The following is a 23483-nucleotide window of genomic DNA, read 5'->3' as shown; positions in this document are numbered from 1 at the left end:
TCCAGCCACCCGCCGGTCCGTGGAACAGGAGCCAGGTGACGCCCTCGCGAAGGCCCGGCCCGGTGCTCGTGGTCGGCGCGCTCGTGGGGGTCGCGGTCGTCATGGCGGCGCTCGCCGGGCCGTGGCAGCCCGGGCACCGGTTCGTGCCCGACGTGACGCCGCCGGTGATCACACCCCCCGTGCCGAGCCAGGAGTCCCACCCGAGCTCCACGGGCGCCGCGCGGGAGGTCATGCCGCTCAGCCAGGAGCGCTGGATCTTCTTCGTGATCCTCGCCGTGCTGGCCCTGGTGGCGGTCGTCGTCCTGGGTCTGGTGATCGGTCGGCTGGCCCAGAAGCTGCGTGAGCGCCAGGCCGGTCGGGACGTCGACGCGGCCGACCCGGACATCGGCCTCGAGGGGGACGTGGTCGACGTCGCGACGGCGGCGATGCGGGCCGGGGCGACGCAGGCGGCGCAGGTGCTGGAGCAGGAGGTGCCGCCGGGCGATGCCGTGATCGCGGCGTGGGTGGCGCTGGAGTCGTCGGCGGAGCGGTCCGGCATCCCCCGGGACCGCGCGCAGACGGCGACCGAGTTCACGCTCGAGGTGCTGGGCAGCACGCACGCCGACCCGCGCGCGGCACAGGAGCTGCTCGACCTCTACCTCGCCGCCCGGTACAGCGAGCACCGGCTGACGCAGGCCGACGTGGACCGGGCCAGGAGCAGCCTGGCGACGATCGCGCAGGGGCTGGAGACATGAGGGACTGGCGGCCCTACGTCGCGTTCGCGGCCGCGGTGGTGGTCGCGCTGCTCGCCGGCTTCTCGTACGTCACGGTCGCGCTCGTCGGTGTCGCAGCCGTCGCGGGCGTGCTCGTGCTCACGCGGCTCGAACCGCGGGCCGACCCGGAGTTCGACCGGCCGCGGTTCGACCGGCGGCACGGCGCGCGCGGTGAGGTGCAGGAGCTGGCGTGGGCGATGGTGGGACGCGACGGACGCGTCGGCGAACGCGCCCTGCGGCGCGTGCGCGAGGTGGCCCGGAGCCGGTTGGCGCGCCACGGGCTCGTCCTGGGTGAGGACGCCGACGCCCGCGCGATCCGGGACCTCGTCGGCGACCGGGCCTTCCGTACGCTCACTCGCACGGGGTCGCCGCACCCGAAGATGTCCGAGGTCAGACAGGCGATCGACGCGCTCGAACGGATCGGCACCACGAGGAAGAGCGGGGACACATGACCGAGACACTGACCGTCGCGCAGGTGGCCGAGCGGGGTGGCGCGATCCTCGACGAGGTCGCGACGCTCGTCGTCGGCATGCGCGACCCGTTGACCGCCGCGCTCGCGGCCGTCCTGGCGGGCGGGCACGTGCTCTTCGAGGACGTGCCCGGGCTGGGCAAGACGCTCGCCGCCCGCAGCCTGGCCACCGCCCTGGGCCTGACGTTCCGGCGCGTGCAGTGCACGCCCGACCTGCTGCCGTCGGACATCACGGGGTCGAGCGTGTTCGACCCGTCGACGTCGAGCTTCACCTTCCGGCCGGGTCCCGTGTTCGCCGGGCTCCTTCTTGCCGACGAGATCAACCGCACCGCCCCGAAGACGCAGTCGGCGCTGCTGGAGGCGATGGCCGAGCGGCAGGTGACGGTCGACGGGACCACCTACCCGCTGCCCGAGCCGTTCCACGTGGTCGCGACGTCCAACCCCGTCGAGTACGAGGGGACCTATCCGCTGCCGGAGGCCCAGCTCGACCGGTTCATGGTGCGGCTGGCGGTCGGGTACCCGGGTCGCGACGACGAGGTCGACGTGCTGTCACGCAGGCTCGCGCGCCGCACCGAGGTGGGGTCGGTGCGCAGGATCGTCGACTCCGAGACCCTGCTCGCCATGCAGGCGGGCGTCGAGGCGGTCAGCGTCGAGGGCGACATCCTGCGGTACTGCGTCGACCTCGCGTCGGCCACCCGCGCGCACGACTCGGTCGAGGTCGGTGCGTCGCCGCGCGGGTCGCAGGCGCTCGTGCTCGTCGCGCGGTCGCTCGCGGTGCTCCACGGGCGGGACTTCGTGACGCCCGAGGACGTCAAGGCGGTCGCCGTGCCGGCCCTCGCGCACCGGCTGTCGCTGACCCCGCAGGCGTGGGCTACCGGCGCCGCGCCCTCGGGGGTGGTGACCGACGTGCTCGCGCGCGTGGCCGGTCCGACGACGACGCGGCGCACGGTCTGACCGTGGACTGGAGCCGCTCCCGGACGACGCTGGTCGGGGTCGTCGTCGGCCTCGGTCTCGTCGTCGTGGGCGCGTTCGCCGGGCGTCCCGACGTGGCCGTGCTCGGGGCGGCGCCGGTGGTGGCGGGCTTCTGGGACTGGCGACGCAGGCCGTCCACCGATCCGGCGGTGCACGTCGAGGCGTCGACCCAGATCCCGGTCCCCGGGACGCTGCGGGTGGAGGCGGTCGTCGCCTCACCGGGTCCGATCGCTCTGGTCGGGGTCCGACGAGGGCTGCGCGACGTGGCCGAGGTCCTCGTGGCCGTCGACGGGTCCCGTCGCCTGCCGGTCACGGTGCACACCGTCCGGACCGGCCCCCAGGAGGTCGCGGTCGTCGATGCGCAGGGCGTCGGACCGGGAGCGGCGAGCGTGTCCGAGCCGTCGGAGCCCTCGTCGCGGACCGCCCTCGTCCTGCCCGCCCCGCGACCGCTCGGCGACCTGCCGCTGCCGCCCCGGCTGCGCGGGCTGACCGGAGCGCACGAGTCGCGCCGACCGGGCGAGGGCGGCGGCCTGCGCGACGTGCACCCGTACGCGCCCGGTGACCGGCTGCGGCGCATCGACTGGCGCGTCACCGCCCGCCGCGCGCCCGACCTGCACGAGCTCTACGTGCGCCGTGAGCACGCGCTCGCGGAGGCGGTGGTGGTGCTCGTCGTCGACTCTCGCGACGAGGTGGGTCCCGACCCCATGACGTGGCGCGGCTCCACCGCACCGCGGCCGCAGGACCCGACGTCGTTGGACCTCGCCCGGCAGGCGGCGGCGTCGGTGGCCTCCGGGTTCCTCGGTCAGGGGGACCGCGTCGGGCTCGACGACCTGGGCATGGTCCGCCGGCCGCTGCCGCCCGGCGGCGGTCGCCGACAGCTGTCCCGCATCCGGCACGCCCTCGCGCTCACGCACCCGGAGGGCGAGCCGCTGCGCCGGCTGCGTCCGCCCCGGATCCCGTCCGGCGCGCTCGTGTGGCTGTTCTCCACGTTCCTCGACGACGAGGCCGCCGTGGTCGCCACCACGTGGCGTCGCGCCGGGCACCGGGTGGTGGCCGTCGACGTCCTGCCGACGCTCCGTGACGTGCACCTGGCCGAGCGTGAGCGCCTCGCGCTGCGCCTGCTCCGGATCGCCCGCGAGGACCGGCTCGCGGGCCTGGCGGACCAGGACGTCGAGCTGGTCGCGTGGCGGGACGCGCCGTCGGTCGCCCTCGCCGGGCTCGCGCGGCGCACCCAGCGGCGGGCGGGGGCGTCGCGATGAGGATCCCGTTCGTGCCGGCGGACCGCTCGTCCCGCGAGGTCGTCGTACCCATCGGGCCGAGCGTGCCCGCTGCGGTCGTCCGGGTCGCGCTCGGCGTGCTCGGTCTCGCGACGCTCGTGGTCGCCTTCGCCGGACCCGGACCGGGCGCGCACGGACTGGTGGCGGCGGCGTTGTTCGCGGTGGTCGTCGCCGTCGTGCTGCGGCCGGAGGTCGGCCTCGCGGGGCTCGTCGTCGCGATCGCGGGCGTGCGGGTGTTCGTGTTCGCCGCACCGTCGCTGCCGGCCGTGCTGGCGCTGGTCGTCCTGGTACACCTCACGCTGTGGACGGCCGCGCTGGCGGCTCGCACCACCTGGCGCGCGTCGATCGAGTGGGCGGTGATCGGTCGGGGGCTGCGGGACGTCGCCGTCGTGCAGGTCTTCGCGCTGGCCCTGGCGACGGTGGCGATGGCCGTCGCGGGAGCCGCGTCGGGCGACGTGTGGCGCGCGCTCGCCGCCGTCTGCGCGATGGCGACGACCGTGCTCGTGCTGCCACGCGCGTCGACGGAGCCGTGAGCCGCCCCCAGCCCACCGTCCCGCCGCGTGCCGCATCCCGCCCGTCCGGGGACCACCCGCCCGCCTAGCGTCGATCCCGTGGACGACGACGCGGTGGGACCTTCGGTGCGGGCGGCGATCCTCGACGCCGACCACGCGCTCGATGCGCTCGTCCGCGCGCAGCAGGTGACCTGGTCGTCGGGAGCGGCGGCCCTCTACCGCTCGGCGCTCGCCGACGCCGCCCGGCTCGTCCGGCTGGCGCGGGCGCAGTCCGAGTCGGCCGCCGTCCTGGCGGCCGGTGTGGACCGCAGCTGATGGGCGACGGCGACTACCGGCTGGTGGGCGGCTCCGGGCCGACGACGGCGGACCTCGACGAGCTCGCGGCCGTCGACCGGGTGCTTCGGCGTGCGGCCGAGCAGCTCGACTCCGCGCGGTCCGCCCTGGACCGCGGGTCGGTCGCGTGCGCGCAGCGACCCCTCGGGGATCCCGCCGCCGTGTCGGCGCAGCGCGCACTGATCGCGGCACGGAGGCTCCACGGGCACGCCGCCGACGACGTGCGGGACATCGCCCGTCGGCTGCGGCAGGTGGTGAGGGTGTACGACGGCGCCGAGTCGGTGTCGACCGATGCCCTCCGGCACGTGATCGTGGTCTGCGCGAACGAGCTGGGCGAGAACCCGCTCCTGCTGGCCGCGTCGGCCGTCAGCATCGTGCCCAAGGTCGGTCTGGTGCTGCCCGTGCTGGCGGAGACCGAGCTGCTCAGCCGTCTGCTGCACCGCGCCGGACCGCTGGAGTCCGTGGGCGAGCTGACCGCAGACGGCCGAGCCGAGCTCGTGATGCTGGCGGCGGCGTCGTTCCTACGGGCGGTCACGGCCGGCCACCAGCTGCCGACGCTCGGGGCGGTGCCCGCGACGGCCGCGATGCTCGCCGGGGCGTTGCCGCCCGCCGGTCCGACCGTCGTCGTCCCGCGTGACGACCCGCCCCAGCTGCCCGCGCCGCGGGACACCGCCGACGTGTTCCGCAACGTGCTGGCGTCCTACGACACGGCGGGCACGGGGACACCGCCGGGGCTCGTCTCGGTCCAGCAGCTCACGCACCCCGACGGGACGCGTACGTGGGTCGTCGAGGTACCCGGTACGGAGGTCTGGGGCTTCAACCAGCACGACCCGCTGGACATGACCGGCAACCTGCGGCTGATGGCCGGCCTGCCGGACGACATGACCGACGCCGTCGTGGAGTCGATGCAGCGGGCGGGGATCCGACCGGACGAGCCGGTCATGCTCGCGGGGCACAGCCAGGGTGGGATGGTCGCGATGTCCGTGGCGGCCGCCGTCGGCAGCGCCTTCACGATCGCCGCGGTCGCCACGGCCGGATCACCGGACATCCCCCACCAGCCTCCGCCGGGCGTCGCCGTGCGCAACTACCGGCACGACGAGGACCTGGTGCCGCAGACCGACGGCTCGCCCGACCGGTCGAACGCCGACGTCACGGTGCTGCGGGAGGACCTGCCGGGGGCGCCGGGCCCTGCCGCCGCTCACGAGCTCGACGGCTACATCGAGACCGCGTCCCTGCCGGTCCCCGACGACTCCTACAGCGCGGCCGTGTCGTCGGTGCTCGGGCCCCCGGGAACCACGGCCGTCACGGTCCAGTTCGAGGCGACACGAGACCCGGCGATCGTGCGGTCGGTCCCGGCGACGATCAGCCCGATGCCCTAGCCGTTGCTGCTGTAGTAGCTGGCCTGGACCTGCTGTCCCTGCCCGCGGGGTCCGGGGATCAGCACGGAGAGCACGAGGCTGACGATCGAGACGATGATCGCGGCCCAGCAGGCGGTGCCGAAGTTCGCGATCCGCAGGCCCCAGCCGGTCGCCTCCGTGATCCACGCGGTGAGCATGAGCATGAGCGCGTTCACGATGATGCTGAACAGGCCGAGCGTCAGGATGTACAGCGGGATCGACAGGAACGCGACGATCGGCTTGACGATGGCGTTGACGATGCCGAACACGAGCGCGACCAGCAGGATGATGCCCGCCTGCTGCCAGCCGGTGTCGGCACCGACGATCGACAGGCCGGGCAGAACCAGCTGGGCGAACCAGATGGCGACGCCGTTGATGAGGACGCGGAGCACGAAGGCCATGCGCCTGATCCTGCCATCGGTCGGCGCGTCTGTGCAGGTCGCCGCTGTCTCGGATTCGAGCTCTCGGCGCCGACCCCCTGGTACGTCGTCGGGGAATGGCATGCTGTGCGCGTGAGCCGCGTCCCTCTCCGCCAGGCCCTCTCCGACGTTCCGGCGTACGTTCCCGGGGCGCGCGTCCCGGTCGGTGCCGCGGCCTACAAGCTGTCGTCGAACGAGAACCCGTTCCCACCGCTGCCGTCGGTGCTCATGGCGATCTCGGACGCGGCCGCCGACGTGAACCGTTACCCCGACATGTACGCGACCGAGCTGGTGGGCGCGATCGCCGAGTCGCTCGGCGTGGCACCCGAGACCGTCGTCACGGGATGCGGCTCGGTCGCCGTGCTCGGGCACGTCCTCACCGCCGTCTGCGAGCCCGGCGACGAGGTCGTCCTGCCGTGGCGCTCGTTCGAGGCGTACCCCATCGCGATCACCCTCGCCGGCGCGGTCGGCGTGCCGGTCCCGGTCGGCGTCGACGGGCGGCTCGACCTGCAGGCGATGGCGGCCGCGATCACTCCTCGGACCAAGGTGGTCCTGGTCTGCACGCCCAACAACCCGACCGGTCCGGCCGTGCGCGCCGACGAGCTCGCCACGTTCCTGGCAGCGGTGCCCGGCGACGTGCTCGTCGTGCTCGACGAGGCGTACGTCGAGTTCGTCCGGGACCCGCTGGCCGTCGACGGGCTCGCCGTGTTCGCCGACAGGTCCAACGTGGTCCTGCTGCGCACGTTCTCCAAGGCCTACGGCCTGGCGGGACTGCGCGTCGGGTACGCGGTCGCCCGGCCGCGCCTGGCCGCCGGGATCCGCATGGCGTCCACGCCGTTCGGGGTCTCGCACGTCGGGCAGCTCGCTGCGCTCGCCTCGTTGCGGGCCACCCGCGAGCTGATGGCGCGTGTCGACCAGATCGTCGTCGAGCGGACCCAGATGCTCACCGGTCTGCGCAAGCAGGGCTGGACGATCCCCGACAGCGAGGCCAACTTCGTCTGGCTCGCGCTCGGTGACCAGGCGTCGGCGTTCGCCGAGCGTGCCGGCCGGTCGGGCGTGCTCGTCCGTCCGTTCGCCGGTGACGGGGTACGGGTCAGCGTGGGCGAGCCTGAGGCCACCGAGCTGCTCCTCGAGGTCACCGCGGACTGGCTCGCCCGCTGACCGAGGATGGCCGTCAACCCCTCGCCACAGGGGCGTGGTGACACTCTGTCGACACAACCTACGGTTCCGTAGGCTACGGTGTCGTAGGTTGCGAGCGGGACGCTCGCCACCGACCCAGCCGAGCGGCCCCCAGACCGCCGCACGCGAAGGAGAACCGCGTGGCCACGAACGGCCCTGTGACCGAGGACGGACTCGTCCAGCTGCTGACCCCCGCGGGCCGGCGCACCGCGCACCCCGACTACGACGCCCGCGTCGCCCACCTGGACGCGGACGCCTTGCGCGGCCTCTACCGCGACATGGTGCTGGTCCGCCGGTTCGACAACGAGGCGACGTCGCTGCAGCGTCAGGGCGAGCTCGCCCTGTTCGCGCAGAGCCTCGGACAGGAAGGGGCGCAGATCGGCTCGGGCCGCGCGCTCGCTCCGCACGACCACGTCTTCCCCAGCTACCGCGAGCACGGCGTCGCGCACACGCGTGGGCTCGACCTGGCGGACGTCCTGCGGCTGTTCCGCGGGGTCGACCATGGCGGCTGGGACTCCGAGAAGTTCCGGTTCCACCTCTACACGCTGGTCATCGGCTCGCACACGCTGCACGCGACCGGCTACGCGATGGGCCTGCAGCGCGACGGCGCGGTCGGCACGGGCGACCCGGACCGGGACTCCGCGGTCGTCGTGTACTTCGGCGACGGGTCGACCTCGCAGGGCGACGTCAACGAGGCGCTGGTGTTCGCGGCGGTGAACAACGCCCCGGTGGTGTTCTTCTGCCAGAACAACCAGTGGGCGATCTCCGAGCCGACGACCCGGCAGTCCCGGGTCCCGCTGGCCGACCGCGGCCAGGGGTTCGGGATCCCGAGCGTGCGGGTCGACGGCAACGACGTCCTCGCCAGCTACGCGGTGACCGCGGAGGCGCTCGAGCGCGCCCGCAGCGGCGGGGGTCCGACGTTCATCGAGGCGTTCACCTACCGGATGGGCGCCCACACCACCTCCGACGACCCGAGCCGGTATCGCTCGGCCGCCGAGGAGGAGTTCTGGCGTCAGCGCGACCCGATCGACCGCCTGCGCACGCATCTCGAGGAGCGCGGTGAGCTGTCCGCGGAGTTCGTCGCCACCCTGCAGGCCGAGGGCGACGAGCTGACCGAGCGGGTGCGCACGACGGTGCGGGGGATGGGGCGCCCGTCGGCCGCCTCCATGTTCGAGCACGTCTACTCCGCACCGCACTCGGTGGTCGAGGCCGAGCGGGCCTGGTTCGAGCAGTACGAGGCGTCGTTCCTGGACGCCAGCCACTCCGGCGAGGGGAGCCACCGATGAACGCGCCCGTACAGACAGCGCCTGCGCAGAAGAACCCCAGCACCGGCGTGCAGACGCTCACGATGGCCAAGGCGATCAACCTCGGCCTGCGCCGCTCGCTCGAGTCGAGCCCCAAGGTGCTCCTCATGGGTGAGGACATCGGGGCGCTCGGCGGGGTGTTCCGCGTGACGGACGGCCTGCAGAAGGACTTCGGCGGCGACCGGGTGGTCGACACGCCCTTGGCGGAGTCGGGCATCGTCGGCACGGCGATCGGCCTGGCGCTGCGCGGCTACCGGCCGGTCTGCGAGATCCAGTTCGACGGCTTCATCTTCCCGGCGTTCGACCAGATCACCACGCAGCTGGCCAAGATGCACTACCGCTCCCGCGGCCGGCTGAACCTGCCGGTCGTGATCCGCGTGCCCTACGGCGGCGGGATCGGCGCGATCGAGCACCACAGCGAGTCGCCGGAGGCGCTCTTCGCGCACACGGCGGGCCTGCGGGTGGTCAGCCCGTCCAGCCCGGCCGAGGCGTTCACCATGATCCAGCAGGCGATCGCGTCGCCGGACCCGGTGCTGTTCTTCGAGCCGAAGGGCCGCTACTGGGAGAAGGGCGCCGTCGACCTGGACGCCGCCCTCGGCGCCCCGCACCCCGGCCTCGACACCGCGAAGGTGCTCCGGCAGGGCACGGACGTGACGCTGGTCGCCTACGGCCCGACCGTGCAGACCGCGCTCAAGGCCGCCGAGGTCGCGGGCGCCGAGGGCACGAGCATCGAGGTCGTCGACCTGCGCGCGCTGTCGCCGCTGGACACGACGACCGTGGCGACGTCCGTGAAGAAGACGGGACGCTGCGTCGTCATGCACGAGGCCCCCGTGCTCTATGGCACAGGCGCTGAGGTCGCCGCGCGGATCGCCGAGGAATGCTTCTACCACCTGCAGGCACCCGTGCTCCGGGTCGGCGGGTTCCACGCGCCCTATCCCGTCGCCAAGATCGAGCACGACTACCTGCCCGGGCTGGACCGCGTGCTCGACGCCGTGGACCGCTCGCTCGCCTTCTGACGCTTCCGACGAGGAGACACGAGACGTGCCGACCTATCAGCAGTTCCCGCTCCCCGACGCCGGTGAGGGCCTGACCGAGGCCGAGATCGTCGCCTGGCACGTGGCCGTCGGCGACGAGGTCGCGGTCAACCAGACCATCGTCGAGATCGAGACCGCCAAGTCGCTGGTCGACCTGCCGAGCCCGTGGGCCGGCGTCGTCACGCGGATCCTGGTCGAGCCCGGGCAGACCGTCGACGTCGGCACGCCGATCATCGAGGTCGACACCGACCCCGCCGGGGCACCGGCCGACGACGGCGCCGCCATCCCTGCCTCGCAGGCCGGGATCTCCGACGAGGCCGGGGGCGGTGCGATCGAGCACGGCCACCGTGGGCGACCCAACCGGCACGCGGGCGTGGAGCCCGGGGGGTCCGACGAGATCGAGGCAGCCCGGGCGGGTCGCGCCGGTGAGCCGGCCGCGTCCGTGGCGCCGGCCGTCGCGTCGGCGGAGCCCGACGAGCTCGACGCGTCGGCGGACGACAGCGAGCCGGCTCCGGCCGAGCGGAAGTCCGTCCTGGTCGGGTACGGCGTGGCCGAGGCCGGTGCGGGCCGCCGCGAGCGCGCGCTCAACGGCGGCGGCAACCGCCCGCACGTGCTGGCCAAGCCCCCGGTCCGCAAGCTGGCGCGCGAGCTGGGCGTGGACCTCGACTCGGTCTCACCGACCGGCCCCGGCGGCATCGTCACGCGGGAGGACGTGCTCGGTCGGGCCGCCCAGGCCGAGGCCCGGACGCTGGCCACCTATCCCGGCGACGACGCGCCCTGGCTGGCCAGCGGCACGGTCTCGCCCGACGGACGGCAGACGCGCGTCCCGGTCAAGTCGGTGCGCAAGCGGACCGCCGAGGCGATGGTCGCCAGCGCGTTCAGCGCCCCGCACGTCACCGTGTTCCACACGATCGACGTCACCGCGACGATGAAGCTGGTCGAGCGCCTGCGCGGCGACCGCGAGTTCACGGACGTCCGCGTCACGCCGCTGCTCATCGCCGCCAAGGCGCTGATGCTCGCGGTCCGTCGGCACCCGGAGATCAACGGCTCGTGGGACGAGCGGTCGCAGGAGATCGTCTACAAGCACTACATCAACCTCGGGATCGCCGCCGCGACCCCCCGGGGTCTCGTCGTCCCCAACATCAAGGACGCGCACCGGCTGAGCCTCAAGGAGCTGGCCATCGCGCTCGCGGAGCTGACCGGCACGGCGCGCGCGGGCAAGACCACGCCCGCCGACATGTCCGACGGCACCATCACGATCACCAACGTCGGGGTGTTCGGCATCGACACCGGCACCCCGATCCTCAACCCCGGCGAGGCCGCCATCCTCGCGTTCGGGGCGATCCGTGAGCAGCCGTGGGTGCACAAGGGCAAGATCAAGATCCGTCACGTCACGCAGCTCGCGCTCAGCTTCGACCACCGGCTGGTCGACGGCGAGCTCGGCTCGCGGGTGCTGGCCGACGTCGCCCGCGTCCTGCACGACCCGGCGCAGGGGTTGGTCTGGGGCTGACGCCCGGCGGGACCGGCGCTTCATCGCCCCCGCCGTGTGGCAGGCTCCGCGCATGAGCGTCGTGCGCACCCTGACGGCCGACGACGACCTCTCGCTGAGCCGGGTCGGCTACGAGCGCGGTGACGTCCTCGTGCCCGACGACCGGACCGCGTCCGCGCACCGCTACCGCGTCGACACGGCCAGCAGCCTGGTCGTCGACGGGCTCGTGCTCCTGGAGTCGTCGGACGCGGGCGTCCGGTTCCTCGACACCAACCGCGTCCCGCTGACCGTCCGCGACCTCCGTCGGTTCCGCATCCTGCTCAAGATCGCCGACGGGCACCCGGGGTCGGGCTCTGCACCCCGAGGGTCCTTGGTCGCGCTGCCCGGCGCCTCGCCCGACCTCGCCGACCTGCGCGACGACGCCCTCGACAACGACCTGCTCGACGGTGTCGACTTCGCGGTCCTCGGCGCGAGCGCGTCGGTCGGCGACGAGTGCATCGTGTTCGAGGCCGCCGCCGACGAGTTCGTCGTCTCCTACCGGGACGGCGGCGTCGCTCGGACGCTCCTCGCGGTGCGGTCGATGGCGCAGGCGCGGGCCGTGTTCCTCGACGAGGCGTGCTGGTTGGGCGCCGAACGTGGTCGCGGGACGTACGTCGGACGGTCGCAGGCCGTCGGCACCGAGGACTGGGCCCCCGCGCAGGTGGTCGCCGCCTACGAGCGCCGACTGCTCGGCGACGGCTGACGCTCGGCTACGCCGCCTGCTCGAGCTGGGCGGCCCGCTCGTCCTGGGCGGTCTGCGTCGGGCGCTCGACCAGGATGGCGAGGATGCCGAGGACGATCGCACCGATCTCGGAGATCGCCGCGAGCCACACCGGGATGCCCGACCAGCGCTCGTGCACCTGGAAGAACCCGCCCGGCGTCGTCGAGATGATGAATGCGGTCAACGTCGCGACGCCGAAGCCGATCGCCCCCAGCAGCGGCAGCCAGTGCCGCCAGACCAGCACGAGCACGCCGAGCACGATGCCGCCGACGCCGTTGAGCAGGAAGGCCGGCCCGACCACGTCGAGCAGCCTCATCCCGCCCGCCCACATGTCCAGGTGGACGACGGCCGAGAGCATCAGGCACGCACAGAGGAGGGCACGCAGAACGTCGGACGCCGCCTGCTGCCCGCGATGCCAGATCATGATTCAGGCCTTTCCCGCGAACACTTCGCCGTTGCTGACATGGACATCGACCTCGGGAAGTGGTTTCGGGGCCGGTCCGGAGACGTTGGCGCCCGTCAGGGCGTAGACCGATCCGTGGCACGGGCAGATCAGCTGGGTCTTGCCGGGGGCGACCGTGCAGCCCTGGTGCGTGCAGATCGCCGAGAGCGCCACGACCTGCCCCGCGGACGGCTGCGTGAGGATGAGCGGGTTCCCGGACGCATCTGTCGCCGAGATCGCGCCGCCGACGGGGACGTCGGACACCTTGGCGATCGAGCCGTCCGCAGCCGCGGTCGACTTGCCGCTGCTCGACGACGAGCCACCGCCACACGCCGCGAGCACGCCCGCAGCGGCGACGCCCATGGTCACCAGGCCCGCACGCATCAGAACCTGACGGCGATCCAGACAGCCGGAACAGCCGGACTCGTGCGGGTCGCGGTGCAGATCGGTGCTGACCGGGGAATCCACGAGCGAGGACATCTCCACCTCCGTGTGCGGCTGCGACGGGACCGTCACCAGTTGTCACGAGACGTGAGCGGTCGAGGTTCACCACTTGCGTCACCAGTTCCCTGGGACGTTAGCGTCGATCCACCCGTCCGGCAGTGTGCACACGCGCGCCTGTGAGGCCGCCCGGCGGGCCCGGCATCGACACGTTCGGCGCGGGCAGGCGTCGGGCCGCCCGGACGCAGCTCGGCCCTCCGTCGACGGGCGACGGAGGGCCGAGTGGTCAGGCGTGGTCCGGCTGAGCTCAGCTGGAGGTGGAGCTGGGTGCGGGCTCTGCGTCGGAGCGTTCGACGGCCGCCCGGTCCGCGACGATCGCCGCGACCCCGCTCACGGCGGTGGCGCCCGCGGCTGCCGACGGTGTCTTCGCGGCGGCGTCGGCCGCGTCCGCGTCCATGCGGCCCTGGATGCCGGACACGTTGCGCAGCGGCAGCTCGGGCAGCAGGGCCGTCAGGATGATGCCGACGGCGATGATGCATGCGGCCACGAGGAGCACGGTGTCGATCGACTGCGAGAACCCGTCGAGGAACGGCTTGGCCAGCCGGGGGTCGAGGTTGTTGATGAACGACGAGTCGTTCAGCGAGGGCAGCGTGCCGCCGGAGCCGGAGACCAGGTTGAGGACGGGCGCGTTCGCCGGGTCGCTCTGGACGGCCGGATCGGCGAGCGCCTGCTGGAACGCGGGTGTCGTGACCGCCGTCGAGAAGGCGGCCTTGATGTTGTCGCCGACCGTCGAGAACAGGATCGACAGGAACACGGCCGTGCCGAGCGTCCCGCCCATCTGCCGGAAGAACAGCGACGACGAGGTGGCCACACCCATGTCCCGCACGGGCACCGCGTTCTGCACGGCGAGCACGAGCGGCTGCATGGTGAAACCGAGGCCGAGCCCGAACACGATCGAGCAGGCGAACAGGAAGTTCAGCGACGTGTCGGTCTGCAGGCGCGAGAACATCACTGACGCGCCCGCCATGAGCACGGTGCCGAACACCGGCAGAGCCTTGTAGCGACCCGTCCGCGAGGTGGTCTGACCGGCGATGATCGAGCCGGCCATGATGCCGAGCGTGAACGGGATGAGCGTGAGGCCGGCGTGCGTGGGCGTCTGCCCCTTCACGATCTGCAGGTAGAGCGGCAGCGTCGCCAGGCCACCGAACATGCCGAGGCCGATCACGACGTTCGCACCCGCGCCGATCGAGAACGTCCGGTTGCGGAACAGGTAGAGGGGCAGGATCGCGTCGCCCTTGGCGTACCGCTCGGCGACGATGAACCCGATCAGCCCGAGCACGCCGATGGCGTAGCACGTCATCGCGTACCCGGAGTCCCAGCCCCACTCCCGGCCCTGCTCGGCGACCAGCAGGATGGGCACCAGCGTCACGATCAGCAGCAGCGCGCCGGGCCAGTCGATGCGGTGCTGGATCTTCTTGAGCGCCGGAAGGTGCAGCACGCGCGAGATCACGATGAGCGCGATGATGCCGATCGGCACGTTGACCAGGAACACCCAGCGCCAGCCCGAGATGCCGAGGATCGTCTCGGTGCCGGCGAAGAACCCGCCGACCACGGGGCCGAGCACGCTCGAGACGCCGAACACGGCGAGGAAGTACCCCTGGTACCGGGCGCGCTCACGGGGCGCGACGAGGTCACCGAGGATCGTGATCGCCAGCGCCATCAGGCCGCCGGCGCCGAGGCCCTGCAGTGCGCGGTACCCCGCGAGCTCGTACATCGAGTTCGACGTGCCCGACAGCAGCGACCCGACCACGAACAGCGAGATCGCGATCATGTAGAGCGGCTTGCGGCCGTAGATGTCGGAGAGCTTGCCGTACAGAGGCGTGGAGATCGTCGCCGTCAGCAGGTACGCGGTGGTGACCCACGCCTGCAGCGAGAGCCCGTTGAGGTCGTCGCCGATGGTCCTGATCGACGTGGCGACGATCGTCTGGTCCAGCGCGGCCATGAACATGCCGAGCATGAGGCCGCCGAGGATCGTGAGGATCTCGCGGTGGGTGGGTGCCCGGAACGCTGAGGCGGGCGGTGCTTCGGTGCTCTGCTGGGACATCGGGCCTTCTCGAGACGGTCGGATACGCCGTGGACGACGCTACGGGAGGTGTACGACAGCCGGTATTGGTTGCGCAGGACAACCATCCACCACCCAAGCAACAACAACGAGCGGACGGGAATGTGTTCCCGGTCACCCGGCGACGAGGCCGGGTGAAACGGCTGCGATCACCGCGACGCTGATCATGCGACGTCGTCCGCTCGACCGACCGCGGCGACCTAGGCTGTCCGGGTGAGTGCGCCGGCGACGAGCGCCGGGCAGACCGGCGCCAGCAGACCCCTGGGTCCGTGGCGCGTCGTCGTGCTCCCGCTCGCCGCGGTCGCGTGCGCGCTGCTCGGCATCTGGTTCTCCGGCGCGGCGCTGCCCACCCTGCTGCGCGATCCCGGGGCGGCGGTCCGGTGGGGGCTGCCCGCGTCGTCGACCCTGTCCGAGCTCGCGGGGTCGGTGACGATCGGCGCACTGTTCCTCGCGGTCGGGATCATGCCCCGCGTCACCACCGGCGGACGCCCGGTCCGCAACGCCCGGGCCGGCATCGGCACCGCCGACGGGTCCGCCTATCCACGCAGCCTGCTCGTCGCGGGCGTCGCCGCGGGTGTGTGGACCGTGCTGTCCATCGTCCACCTGGTCCTGACCTACGCCGACGTCGCGGGGCAGCCCGTGTCGTCCAGCGGGTTCGGGCAACAGCTCGGGGTGTTCGTCACGCAGATCGAGCTCGGCCGGACGCTCCTGCTGATCACCACCGTCGCGGCCGTCGTCACTGCCCTCTCGCTCGTCGTCGCGACACCGACCGGCGCGGCCTGGACCAGTGCCCTGGTGCTCGTCGCGCTCTACCAGCAGGCGCAGCTGGGGCACGCGTCGGGAGCCTCCGGGCACAGCATCGCGACGTCGTCGATGGTGGTGCACCTCGTGGGCGCCGCCATCTGGATCGGCGCGCTCGCCGCGCTCGCCCTCCTCGTCACGCGGATCGGCACCGACCTGTCGTCCGCGGTCGCCCGGTACTCCGTCGTCGCCGGCTGGTGCTACGCCGCGGTCGGGGTGTCCGGCCTGGTCAACGGCCTGCTGCGCACCGGGGGATGGTCGGACCTCACGACGACGTACGGCGTGCTGCTGCTCACGAAGGTGGCCCTGTTCGGGGTGCTCGGCCTGCTCGGTCTGGCCCACCGCCGGCGCGTGCTGCCCAAGCTGGCGGGCGGTCCGTCCGGGGCTCCGCGACGATTCGGCGGGGTGCTGTTCTGGCGGCTCGTGCTGGTCGAGCTGTTCGTCATGGGGGCGGTGTCGGGTGTCGCCGTGGCCCTGGGTGCGACCGCGCCGCCCGTGTCGCAGGACCCGCCCGTCGACCCGTCCCCCGCCTACCAGATCACCGGCCACCCGTTGCCGCCCCCGCCGACCCCGATCCGCTGGATCACCGAGTGGCGCTGGGACCTCGTCCTCGCGTTCGCGACCGTCGCCGCGCTCGTCGTCTACTGGCGCTGGGTGGTGCGGCTGCGGCGCCGCGGCGACCACTGGTCGCTGGTCCGGGCGGCGTCCTGGACGGTCGGGGTGCTGCTGTTCGGCTGGGCGACCAACGGCGCCCCCAACCTCTACGGGCACGTGCTGTTCAGCGGCCACATGATCCAGCACATGACGCTCGCGATGCTGGTGCCGCTGTTCGTCGTGCTCTCCGCACCCGTCACGCTCGCGGTGCGCGCCCTGCCCGTGCGCTCGTCCCTGCTGCGCTCGGACACGTCCCGCGGTCCGCGCGAGTGGATCCTCGTGCTGGTGCACAGCCACGTGGGCGTGTTCCTGGCGAACCCGCTGGTCGCGGCGATGAACTTCATCGGGTCGATGGTGCTCTTCTACTACTCGGGTCTGTTCGAGTGGAGCCTGCGCACCGGCGTCGGGCACCTCGCGATGGTCGTGCACTTCAGCCTGGTCGGGTACCTGTTCGTCAACGCGCTGATCGGTATCGACCCGGGCCCGCGCCGCTGGGGCTACCCGCAGCGCATCCTCCTGCTGTTCGGGACCATGGTGTTCCACGCGTTCTTCGGGGTCACGCTGGTCACCAGCGAGTCGCTGTTCGTGGCCGACTGGTTCGGGCTGATGGGCCGGCCCTGGGGCGCGTCCGCCATCGCGGACCAGCAGGCCGGCGGGGCGTTCGCCTGGGGCATCGGCGAGCTGCCCACCCTCGTGCTCGCCATCGTGGTCGCCGTGCAGTGGTCGCGCGACGACGAGCGCGCCGCCCGTCGTCGGGACCGCCTGGTCGACCGCGACGGCGACGTCGAGATGGACGAGTACAACGCGATGCTGGCCGACCTGGCCGCCCGAGACGCCGCCCAGCCGCCGAGTCCCTGACCCCGCGTGGGCGGGGGGCTGAGGGTGCGTGGTAGGACATGGGCATGGGTGAGACGTCTTTCCACGACCTTGACGACTATGTGGCGATCCCGCGGCTCAGCGGCCTGGTGCTCAGCGCGGACGGCACGCGGCTGGTGACCAGCGTCGCGACGTTGGACGCCAAGAAGACCAAGTTCGTGACCGCGCTCTGGGAGGTGGACCCGACCGGGACGAACCCGGCGAGACGGCTCACCCGGAGCGCCAAGGGTGAGGCGAGCGCCGCGTTCACGGCGGACGGCGACCTGCTGTTCACCAGCGCGCGGCCCGACCCCGACAGGACCGACGGAGACGACGACCCGGTGCCCGCGCTCTGGCTGCTGCCCCGCGACGGCGCCGAGGCCCGGGTGGTCGCGGACCGGGCCGCCGGGATCGGGAGCGTGGACGTCGCGCGCGCCGCGCCGGTGGTCCTGCTGGGCTCGGACGTGCTGCCGTCGGCGAGCGACCACGAGGCGGACGACAAGCTGCGCAAGGCGCGCAAGGAGAAGAAGGTCGCGGCGATCCTGCACGACGGCTTCCCGGTGCGGTACTGGGACCACGACCTCGGACCGGACAGCCCGCACCTGTTCACGGCGACCCTGAGCGCGCACGTCACGCACCCGCTCGCGGGCGCGGCAGACCCTCGGCTGACCCTGACGGATGCCACGCCCGACGCGCGGCGGCACCTGATGGACCAGGGGTCGTCGATCAGCCCGGACGGGACGACGGTGGTCAGCGGGTGGCTCGAGGCCGAGGGGCGCGGGGCGAGCCGCAGCCGGCTGGTGGCGGTCGATGTCGCGACCGGCGAGCGCAGGGTCGTCGTCGACGATCCCGACGCCGACCTGTGGGGTCCGGTGGTCTCGCCCGACGGCCGGTGGGTCGCGTACGTCCGCGAGCAGAAGTCCACGCCGCACCGGGCCCCGGTGACCCGCCTCGCGGTCGTCCCGCTGCAGGGCGGCGAGCCGCGGATCCTGGCGGACGGGTGGGACCGCTGGCCGCACGGCCCCGTGTGGCTGCCCGACTCCGACGCCGTGCTGGTGGTCGCCGACGACGACGGACGCGCGCCGATCTTCCGGATCGACCTGGCCGGCGGCGAGGTCACGCGCGTGACCAGCGACGACGCCGCCTTCACGGACGTGAGCGTGAGTCCCGACGGCCGGACCGCGTATGCCCTCAAGACGTCGTACGAGGCGCCCTCGCACCCGGTGCGGATCGACCTCTCGCGCACGACGCCCGTCGCCAGCACGCCCCTGCCGAGCCCGGTGGCGGCGCTCGAACTGCCCGGCACGCTCGACGAGGTCGAGTCGGTGACCGACGGCCGCCGCGTCCGCGGCTGGCTGGCCAAGCCGAAGGGCACCGACGCGGCCCCGCTCGTGCTCTGGATCCACGGCGGCCCGCTCGGCTCGTGGAACGCGTGGTCGTGGCGGTGGAACCCGTGGATCCTCGTCGCGCGAGGCTACGCCGTGCTGATGCCGGACCCCGCCCTGTCGACCGGCTACGGCCAGGAGTTCGTCCAGGACGGGTGGGGCGCCTGGGGTGCGGCGCCGTACACGGACCTGATGGCGATCACGGACGCCGCGGAGCAGCGGGCCGACATCGACGAGACCCGGACGGCAGCGATGGGCGGCTCGTTCGGCGGCTACATGGCCAACTGGGTGGCGGGCCACACGGACCGGTTCGACGCGATCGTCACGCACGCGAGCCTGTGGGCGCTGGACCAGTTCGGTCCGACGACGGACGTCGCCTACTACTGGGCTCGCGAGATGACGGAGCAGATGGAGGTCGACCACTCGCCGCACCTGCACGTCGAGGCGATCGTCACGCCGATGCTCGTGGTGCACGGCGACCGGGACTACCGGGTGCCCATCGGTGAGGGTCTGCGGCTCTGGTACGAGCTCCTGTCGAGGAGCGGGCTGCCCGCCGACGACGAGGGTCGGAGCCCGCACCGGTTCCTGTACTTCCCCGACGAGGGCCACTGGGTGCTGAGCCCGCAGCACGCGATCGTCTGGTACCAGGTGGTCGAGGCGTTCCTGGCGCAGCACGTGCTCGGCGTGGAGGCGCTGTACCCCGACACGTTGGGGTGAAGGCCGCCGCTCGAGATGCGGACACGGCGTGTCGGCGCAAGACTCGCCGGTCAGGGACGGGCGAACAGCTGCCCGCCACGACGGAAGGACCGACATGGGTATCGGAGGCGGCATCGCCCTCATCGTCATCGGCGCGATCATGTCGTTCGGGATCAGCGACCGGATCGACGGCGTGAACCTGACCGTGATCGGCTACATCTGCATGGGCGCCGGAGCGTTGGCGCTCATCCTGGCTGTCGCGATGAACGCGCAGCGCAACAACACGACGCACCGCGAGGTGGTCGAGCAGCGCACGACGCCGCAGGCGCCCCCGGCACCGCCGGCACCACCTGCTCCGCCGGCCGTCTGATCGGACGCGAAGAGGCCGTCTGCTCGGACGCGAAGGCCGCCCCCGCCGTCGGGAGGCGGCCTTCAGGCCTTCAGCGCCCCGCGGACGATCGAGTTCCCCGAGTGGGCGGGGTTGCCGTCGAACGGCTCCTCGGACACGTCGACCACCGAATAGGTCGACAGGTCGAGGCCGGGCGGCAGGTCGAACCGCCCGGTGGACCCGTCCAGCGTGCCGACGCTCACCAGGCCGCTGACGTCCGGCTTGAGCAGCCAGACCTCGCGGAAGCCACCGGCCGACGACTCGCTGTGCGACAGGTCGACCACCAGCGTGCGAGCGCCGTCGCGGGACGTCTCGACGAACGCCGAGCCGGAGTCGTTCCACCCGGGCAGGGGCTGGAGCGTGGCGGTCGCGACGACGTCGTGCGGTTGGTGGCGGTTCGCCTGCCACCAGACGGCGCTCCCGCCCAGCAGGACGCCGACCGCAGCCGCAGCCGCCGTCCACCGCCACTGACGAGGACGACGACGGCCGGCAAGGTCGACGACCGGCTCCGCATCGCCGCGAGCCTCAGCGCGGCCTGGGGGCGCGGCTTCGGCGCGGGTCGGTGCGGCACCGAGAGCCAGCTCCGCGGAGATCCGCTCCCAGACGCGCGGCGCGGGCGCGAGCATCGGCTCGGCCTCGCGACCGAGCGCCACGACCTCCCGCAGGGCGGCCACCTCGCCCGAGCACCGCGCACACCGCTCGGCGTGCGCGCGGTCGGCGGCGGTGGCCCCGGCGCTACCGGCCGGCTCACCGAGGGCGATCAGGGCGAGGGTCTCGTCGTCCACGTGCGACTCATCGAACGGCACCGTCCACCTCCCATCGCGTCCGCAGCCGGGCCAGGCTCCGCCGGACGTGACTCTTCACCGTGCCGAGCGGCAGGTCGAGCCGGTGGGCGATCTGGTCGTGGGTGAGATCCTCGTAGAACGCTAGCCGCAGGATGGTGCGTTGCGGGTCGCCGAGCCGGTCCAGCTCGTCGGCGACGACGACACGCTCCACCACCCGGTCGTCGGCGGCGGTCACGAGGGCCTCGTCGGTGATCGTCGCATCGCGCAGGCGACGATCGCGAGACCGCCGTTCGTGCGCGTCGGCGATGCAGTGCCGGGTGATGCCGAGCAGCCAGGCGGGCAGACGGGCGCGGTCGGGATCGAACCGGTGCCGGCTGCGCCAGGCCTCGACGAATACCTGCTGGGTGACCTCCTCGGCGTCCGCCACGCTGCCCAGCGAGCGGAACGCGACGGTGTGCACGAGCGTCGACCACCGGCGGTAGGCCTCGGCGATGGCGTCCTCGTCGCCGGCGACGAAGGCGCGACCGAGCTCGTCGACACCTTCCCCGTCAGGATCCACGCGGTGCACGCCGTTCACCGACACCCCGTTCAGCAGAGTCATCGCTACCCACCGATCGGCTCGGCGGTGACCACGACGTTGTCTGAATAGTGCCCGATGGCGCGGTTCCATGCCCCTCCGCACGTGACCAGCACGAGTCGCGGCGCGCCCGAGCGGTCGAACCACTGGCTCACGGGCGCGCCGGCCTTCGCGATCTTCTCCACGGAGGTCACCGCATAGACGTGCTTGACCCCGTCCTCGGTGGTCACGGTGATCGATGCGCCGACGCCGAGCTTGCGCAGCTTGGCGAACTGCCCGATACCTGTCTGCCGGCTGTCCACGTGCCCGGCGACGACCGTCGAGCCCGTCGGGTCGGACGGCGTCGGGCCGAACTCGTACCAGCCGGCCCGGTTCGCGTCCTCGGGGATCGCCATCTCGCCGTCGTCCAGGACCCCGACCGGATCCACCGGCATGCCGATCGCGACGTCCGGGACGTCGAGCCGGACCGGTCGTGGCGATGGTGGCGCGACCGGTCCGAGCGTGGCGTCGTAGATCGGGACGTCGGGGACGACGGGGACGGCGGTCGCCGGCGACGGTCGCGGGGTCGCCGTGGCGGAGGGCTGCGCCGCGACCACCGGGCCCGGGCCGCTCGAGCACGCGGCGAGCACCGCGGCGGTCGCGAGGGCCACCACGAGACGACGCGCCACGGCCCGGGTCGGCGCGACGCGTCCCGCGTCGACCTTCCCGGACCACGGCATGACCGGCTCTCGGATCACTGGCGGCTCAGACCGCGCGGGTACGACGGTTGCGAGCCAGCGCCAGCCCGACGACGCCGAGCAGTGCGAGAGCACCGAGCGCGTAGGGCCAGACCGGCGTGGAGGGGTCCGCGGCGAGCCCGAGCTCACCGGCGTTCACCCCGGACGGGTTGGCCTGCAGTCCGTCGATCGTCTGTGTGGCCAGGGCGAGCGTGGGCGGCGCGGATGTGGCGCTGCCCCAGGCGTAGACGATCGTGTTGGTGCCCTCCTTGACGGCGATGTCGGCCGGCCCGAGGAGCGCGGGGGTCGTCGTGCCCGCCGCGGTGACGGACGCGGAGATGGTGCCCGCCGGAAGGTTCAGGACCTTCTCGTTCGGGTTGGTCAGGCCGCTGACGACGGCTGATCCCCCGACCACCACGTCGACCGCAGGAGCCGCCGCGACGTGCCGGACAGTGAGGCGCCCCTGGCCCGCGGCGGTGGTCGAGGTGTCGTTGACGAACGCGGTCAGCGCAGGCTTCCCGCTGGCGTCGAGGTGCGCGACCGCCGTGTAGTTCTTGCCGGCCTCGAGGGTCACGTTGGCCGGCCCGATGATCGGCGCGCTGGCGTCCGCGGCGTCCGAGGCCGTCACCGCGATCGCGTAGGTCCCGGCTGCGAGGTCCAGCGGTCCGGCCATGGAACCGGGCGTGAAGTTGTCCAGCGTGAGCTTGTTGTTGACGTACACGTCCACGGTCGTGCCGGGCACCGCGTGGAACACGGACAGCTGGGCAGTGCTCGCGGCCGCGGCGGGCAGGGCGGTCAAGGCGGCGAGGCCGAGGGCGCCGGCAGCGATGCCGGCCAGGAGTCGAGCGCGCATGGTGCGTCCTTCGGGAAGGGCCCTCAGGTGTACCTGTGGGCTGACAGTGCCTCTTCCCGACGACCCGCTCCGGCGGATGCACCACTCAGCCCCTGATCGCCTCGACGATCGCCGCCGCCAGGTCGTCCGGACGCGACCACATCGGCCAGTGGCCCGTCGGCAGGTCGACGTACGTGACGTCGAACTCGGCCAGCTCCGTGAAGAACGGCGGGCCTCCGTGCGCCATCGGCTTGAGCTCCTCCGAGGACAGGCTGGTGCAGATGGCGGTCACGGGCACCGTGTGCCGGGCGGGGTTGGCCAGCCGCACCGGGCCCCGCCGCACCGCCCCGGGATGCGGGACCGCCCGACGCGCGAACTCGGCGAGGTCCTCGTCGGACAGCCCCTGCAGGCTCTGCTCGCCCAGGGCCTCCCACGGCGGCAGCGGCTCCTCGGCCTGGTCCGGGCCGATCTGCGGGTTGGGCACGGCGCCGTCCTCCTGCGGACCGCTGTCCACGTAGATCGCGCGGCGGATGCGGTCGGGGCGCTGGTCGACCACCTCGCTGAGCACGGAGCCGCCCGCGCTGTGCCCGACGAGCACGACGTCCCCAGGCAGGGTGTCGACGAGGTCGACGACGACCTGCGCGTGGTCGTCGAGCGTGATCGAGCCGCGGTCGGTGGCGTCCGGGTCGAGCCCGGGCAGCGTCAGGGGATAGGCGTCGAGGCCCTCGTCGCGGAGGGTCCCGACGACGCGATCCCACGCCCACGCGCCGAGCCACGCACCCGGTACCAGGATCACTGCTGTCTGTGTCATGTGACCCAGCCTGCCTCGCTGGTCCCACCGGCGCACCGCCCGAAGTGACACCCCCGTGTCACCTTTGTGTCACCATGATGG

Annotated in this window: 24 protein-coding genes; 15 read left to right on the top strand and 9 right to left on the bottom strand. The window is 73.0% G+C overall.

Going from position 1 to position 23483, the window contains the following annotated elements:
- The first annotated feature begins 35 nt into the window (after nucleotides 1-35).
- The 7 genes from ACPPVS_RS18110 (at nucleotide 36) to ACPPVS_RS18080 (ending at nucleotide 5694) form a co-directional block, all read left to right on the top strand.
- A complete protein-coding gene (locus ACPPVS_RS18110; RefSeq protein WP_426593632.1) occupies nucleotides 36-734 on the top strand; it encodes a DUF4129 domain-containing protein in 699 nt (232 codons plus the stop codon).
- On the top strand, nucleotides 731-1204 hold the full coding sequence (locus tag ACPPVS_RS18105; RefSeq protein ID WP_426593631.1) for a hypothetical protein: 474 nt from the start codon (nucleotides 731-733) through the stop codon (nucleotides 1202-1204). Before ACPPVS_RS18110 ends, ACPPVS_RS18105 begins: the two co-directional genes overlap by 4 nt.
- The gene (locus tag ACPPVS_RS18100) at nucleotides 1201-2175 is read left to right on the top strand and encodes an AAA family ATPase (RefSeq protein ID WP_426593630.1); all 975 of its coding nucleotides are present in this window, start codon (nucleotides 1201-1203) and stop codon (nucleotides 2173-2175) included. The genes ACPPVS_RS18105 and ACPPVS_RS18100 overlap by 4 nt, the downstream gene beginning before the upstream one ends.
- A 2-nt stretch (nucleotides 2176-2177) precedes the next feature.
- On the top strand, nucleotides 2178-3452 hold the full coding sequence (locus ACPPVS_RS18095) for a DUF58 domain-containing protein (protein WP_426593628.1): 1275 nt from the start codon (nucleotides 2178-2180) through the stop codon (nucleotides 3450-3452).
- On the top strand, nucleotides 3449-4003 hold the full coding sequence (locus tag ACPPVS_RS18090) for a hypothetical protein (protein WP_426593627.1): 555 nt from the start codon (nucleotides 3449-3451) through the stop codon (nucleotides 4001-4003). The genes ACPPVS_RS18095 and ACPPVS_RS18090 overlap by 4 nt, the downstream gene beginning before the upstream one ends.
- Before the next feature lie 78 nt (nucleotides 4004-4081).
- Entirely contained in the window at nucleotides 4082-4297 is a 216-nt protein-coding gene (locus tag ACPPVS_RS18085) for a hypothetical protein (RefSeq protein ID WP_426593626.1), read from the top strand.
- Nucleotides 4297-5694: a hypothetical protein gene (locus tag ACPPVS_RS18080; RefSeq protein WP_426593625.1), complete on the top strand. Its 1398-nt coding sequence runs from the start codon at nucleotides 4297-4299 to the stop codon at nucleotides 5692-5694. Before ACPPVS_RS18085 ends, ACPPVS_RS18080 begins: the two co-directional genes overlap by 1 nt.
- Here ACPPVS_RS18080 and ACPPVS_RS18075 read toward each other — a convergent pair.
- Complete coding sequence (locus tag ACPPVS_RS18075; RefSeq protein ID WP_426593624.1) at nucleotides 5691-6113, bottom strand: phage holin family protein; 423 nt, start codon at nucleotides 6111-6113, stop codon at nucleotides 5691-5693. The two genes, ACPPVS_RS18080 and ACPPVS_RS18075, sit on opposite strands and share 4 nt — an antisense overlap.
- Nucleotides 6114-6224: 111 nt before the next feature.
- On the opposite strand from ACPPVS_RS18075, the gene hisC reads away from it, so the two are divergent.
- The 5 genes from hisC (at nucleotide 6225) to ACPPVS_RS18050 (ending at nucleotide 11879) form a co-directional block, all read left to right on the top strand.
- On the top strand, nucleotides 6225-7292 hold the full coding sequence (gene hisC / locus ACPPVS_RS18070; RefSeq protein ID WP_426593623.1) for a histidinol-phosphate transaminase: 1068 nt from the start codon (nucleotides 6225-6227) through the stop codon (nucleotides 7290-7292).
- 158 nt (nucleotides 7293-7450) lie between these two features.
- Nucleotides 7451-8596, top strand: a complete 1146-nt coding sequence (gene pdhA, locus ACPPVS_RS18065; protein ID WP_426593622.1) for a pyruvate dehydrogenase (acetyl-transferring) E1 component subunit alpha — start codon at nucleotides 7451-7453, stop codon at nucleotides 8594-8596.
- Nucleotides 8593-9630 carry an alpha-ketoacid dehydrogenase subunit beta gene (locus ACPPVS_RS18060; RefSeq protein WP_426593621.1) on the top strand — a complete coding sequence of 346 codons (1038 nt, stop codon included), beginning with the start codon at nucleotides 8593-8595 and terminating at the stop codon, nucleotides 9628-9630. Before pdhA ends, ACPPVS_RS18060 begins: the two co-directional genes overlap by 4 nt.
- Before the next feature lie 25 nt (nucleotides 9631-9655).
- Entirely contained in the window at nucleotides 9656-11158 is a 1503-nt protein-coding gene (locus tag ACPPVS_RS18055) for a dihydrolipoamide acetyltransferase family protein (RefSeq protein ID WP_426593620.1), read from the top strand.
- Between the two features lie 52 nt (nucleotides 11159-11210).
- Nucleotides 11211-11879 (top strand): hypothetical protein, encoded by a 669-nt coding sequence (locus ACPPVS_RS18050; protein WP_426593618.1) that lies wholly within the window; start codon nucleotides 11211-11213, stop codon nucleotides 11877-11879.
- A 7-nt stretch (nucleotides 11880-11886) separates the two neighbouring features.
- Here ACPPVS_RS18050 and ACPPVS_RS18045 read toward each other — a convergent pair whose 3' ends face one another.
- The 3 genes from ACPPVS_RS18045 to ACPPVS_RS18035 form a co-directional block, all read right to left on the bottom strand.
- Nucleotides 11887-12321 carry a hypothetical protein gene (locus tag ACPPVS_RS18045; RefSeq protein ID WP_426593616.1) on the bottom strand — a complete coding sequence of 145 codons (435 nt, stop codon included), beginning with the start codon at nucleotides 12319-12321 and terminating at the stop codon, nucleotides 11887-11889.
- A 3-nt stretch (nucleotides 12322-12324) separates the two neighbouring features.
- Nucleotides 12325-12819 (bottom strand): ubiquinol-cytochrome c reductase iron-sulfur subunit, encoded by a 495-nt coding sequence (locus ACPPVS_RS18040; protein WP_426593615.1) that lies wholly within the window; start codon nucleotides 12817-12819, stop codon nucleotides 12325-12327.
- 268 nt (nucleotides 12820-13087) lie between these two features.
- The gene (locus ACPPVS_RS18035; RefSeq protein ID WP_426593614.1) at nucleotides 13088-14884 is read right to left on the bottom strand and encodes an MDR family MFS transporter; all 1797 of its coding nucleotides are present in this window, start codon (nucleotides 14882-14884) and stop codon (nucleotides 13088-13090) included.
- A gap of 231 nt (nucleotides 14885-15115) precedes the next feature.
- On the opposite strand from ACPPVS_RS18035, the gene ACPPVS_RS18030 reads away from it, so the two are divergent.
- The 3 genes from ACPPVS_RS18030 to ACPPVS_RS18020 all read left to right on the top strand — a co-directional run bounded on the left by ACPPVS_RS18030 (nucleotide 15116) and on the right by ACPPVS_RS18020 (nucleotide 19663).
- On the top strand, nucleotides 15116-17215 hold the full coding sequence (locus tag ACPPVS_RS18030; protein WP_426593613.1) for a cytochrome c oxidase assembly protein: 2100 nt from the start codon (nucleotides 15116-15118) through the stop codon (nucleotides 17213-17215).
- Nucleotides 17216-17259: 44 nt separating this feature from the next.
- Nucleotides 17260-19314: a prolyl oligopeptidase family serine peptidase gene (locus ACPPVS_RS18025; RefSeq protein ID WP_426593612.1), complete on the top strand. Its 2055-nt coding sequence runs from the start codon at nucleotides 17260-17262 to the stop codon at nucleotides 19312-19314.
- A 94-nt stretch (nucleotides 19315-19408) separates the two neighbouring features.
- Complete coding sequence (locus ACPPVS_RS18020) at nucleotides 19409-19663, top strand: DUF6458 family protein (protein ID WP_426593611.1); 255 nt, start codon at nucleotides 19409-19411, stop codon at nucleotides 19661-19663.
- 62 nt (nucleotides 19664-19725) lie between these two features.
- Here the strand turns inward: ACPPVS_RS18020 and ACPPVS_RS18015 are convergent, their stop codons facing one another.
- The 5 genes from ACPPVS_RS18015 to ACPPVS_RS17995 form a co-directional block, all read right to left on the bottom strand.
- Nucleotides 19726-20466: an anti-sigma factor gene (locus tag ACPPVS_RS18015; RefSeq protein ID WP_426593610.1), complete on the bottom strand. Its 741-nt coding sequence runs from the start codon at nucleotides 20464-20466 to the stop codon at nucleotides 19726-19728.
- Nucleotides 20467-20473: 7 nt separating this feature from the next.
- Nucleotides 20474-21067, bottom strand: coding sequence for an RNA polymerase sigma factor (locus ACPPVS_RS18010; protein ID WP_426593609.1), 594 nt, complete (start codon nucleotides 21065-21067; stop codon nucleotides 20474-20476).
- A 2-nt stretch (nucleotides 21068-21069) separates the two neighbouring features.
- Complete coding sequence (locus tag ACPPVS_RS18005) at nucleotides 21070-21762, bottom strand: class F sortase (protein WP_426593608.1); 693 nt, start codon at nucleotides 21760-21762, stop codon at nucleotides 21070-21072.
- 25 nt (nucleotides 21763-21787) lie between these two features.
- Nucleotides 21788-22612, bottom strand: coding sequence for a DUF4397 domain-containing protein (locus ACPPVS_RS18000; RefSeq protein WP_426593607.1), 825 nt, complete (start codon nucleotides 22610-22612; stop codon nucleotides 21788-21790).
- A gap of 85 nt (nucleotides 22613-22697) precedes the next feature.
- Nucleotides 22698-23402: an alpha/beta fold hydrolase gene (locus ACPPVS_RS17995; RefSeq protein WP_426593606.1), complete on the bottom strand. Its 705-nt coding sequence runs from the start codon at nucleotides 23400-23402 to the stop codon at nucleotides 22698-22700.
- Nucleotides 23403-23483 lie beyond the last annotated feature (81 nt).

Origin of the sequence: Cellulomonas sp. McL0617, assembly GCF_049994875.1 — a bacterium.
In the GTDB taxonomy this organism is placed as follows: Bacteria; Actinomycetota; Actinomycetes; order Actinomycetales; family Cellulomonadaceae; genus Cellulomonas.
The sequence above is the reverse complement of the archived record's forward strand: the minus strand, read 5'-3'. Positions and strand labels throughout refer to the sequence as shown.

Coding starts and splice junctions, on each gene's coding strand:
- ACPPVS_RS18075 (WP_426593624.1), bottom strand. CDS start 6,113: ATGGCCTTCGTGCTCCGCGTCCTCATCAACGGCGTCGCCATCTGGTTC.
- ACPPVS_RS18080 (WP_426593625.1), top strand. CDS start 4,297: ATGGGCGACGGCGACTACCGGCTGGTGGGCGGCTCCGGGCCGACGACG.
- ACPPVS_RS18025 (WP_426593612.1), top strand. CDS start 17,260: ATGGGTGAGACGTCTTTCCACGACCTTGACGACTATGTGGCGATCCCG.
- ACPPVS_RS18045 (WP_426593616.1), bottom strand. CDS start 12,321: ATGATCTGGCATCGCGGGCAGCAGGCGGCGTCCGACGTTCTGCGTGCC.
- ACPPVS_RS18010 (WP_426593609.1), bottom strand. CDS start 21,067: ATGACTCTGCTGAACGGGGTGTCGGTGAACGGCGTGCACCGCGTGGAT.
- ACPPVS_RS18000 (WP_426593607.1), bottom strand. CDS start 22,612: ATGCGCGCTCGACTCCTGGCCGGCATCGCTGCCGGCGCCCTCGGCCTC.
- ACPPVS_RS18040 (WP_426593615.1), bottom strand. CDS start 12,819: ATGTCCTCGCTCGTGGATTCCCCGGTCAGCACCGATCTGCACCGCGAC.
- ACPPVS_RS18050 (WP_426593618.1), top strand. CDS start 11,211: ATGAGCGTCGTGCGCACCCTGACGGCCGACGACGACCTCTCGCTGAGC.
- ACPPVS_RS18035 (WP_426593614.1), bottom strand. CDS start 14,884: ATGTCCCAGCAGAGCACCGAAGCACCGCCCGCCTCAGCGTTCCGGGCA.
- ACPPVS_RS18105 (WP_426593631.1), top strand. CDS start 731: ATGAGGGACTGGCGGCCCTACGTCGCGTTCGCGGCCGCGGTGGTGGTC.
- ACPPVS_RS17995 (WP_426593606.1), bottom strand. CDS start 23,402: ATGACACAGACAGCAGTGATCCTGGTACCGGGTGCGTGGCTCGGCGCG.
- ACPPVS_RS18060 (WP_426593621.1), top strand. CDS start 8,593: ATGAACGCGCCCGTACAGACAGCGCCTGCGCAGAAGAACCCCAGCACC.
- ACPPVS_RS18005 (WP_426593608.1), bottom strand. CDS start 21,762: ATGCCGTGGTCCGGGAAGGTCGACGCGGGACGCGTCGCGCCGACCCGG.
- ACPPVS_RS18020 (WP_426593611.1), top strand. CDS start 19,409: ATGGGTATCGGAGGCGGCATCGCCCTCATCGTCATCGGCGCGATCATG.
- ACPPVS_RS18090 (WP_426593627.1), top strand. CDS start 3,449: ATGAGGATCCCGTTCGTGCCGGCGGACCGCTCGTCCCGCGAGGTCGTC.
- ACPPVS_RS18100 (WP_426593630.1), top strand. CDS start 1,201: ATGACCGAGACACTGACCGTCGCGCAGGTGGCCGAGCGGGGTGGCGCG.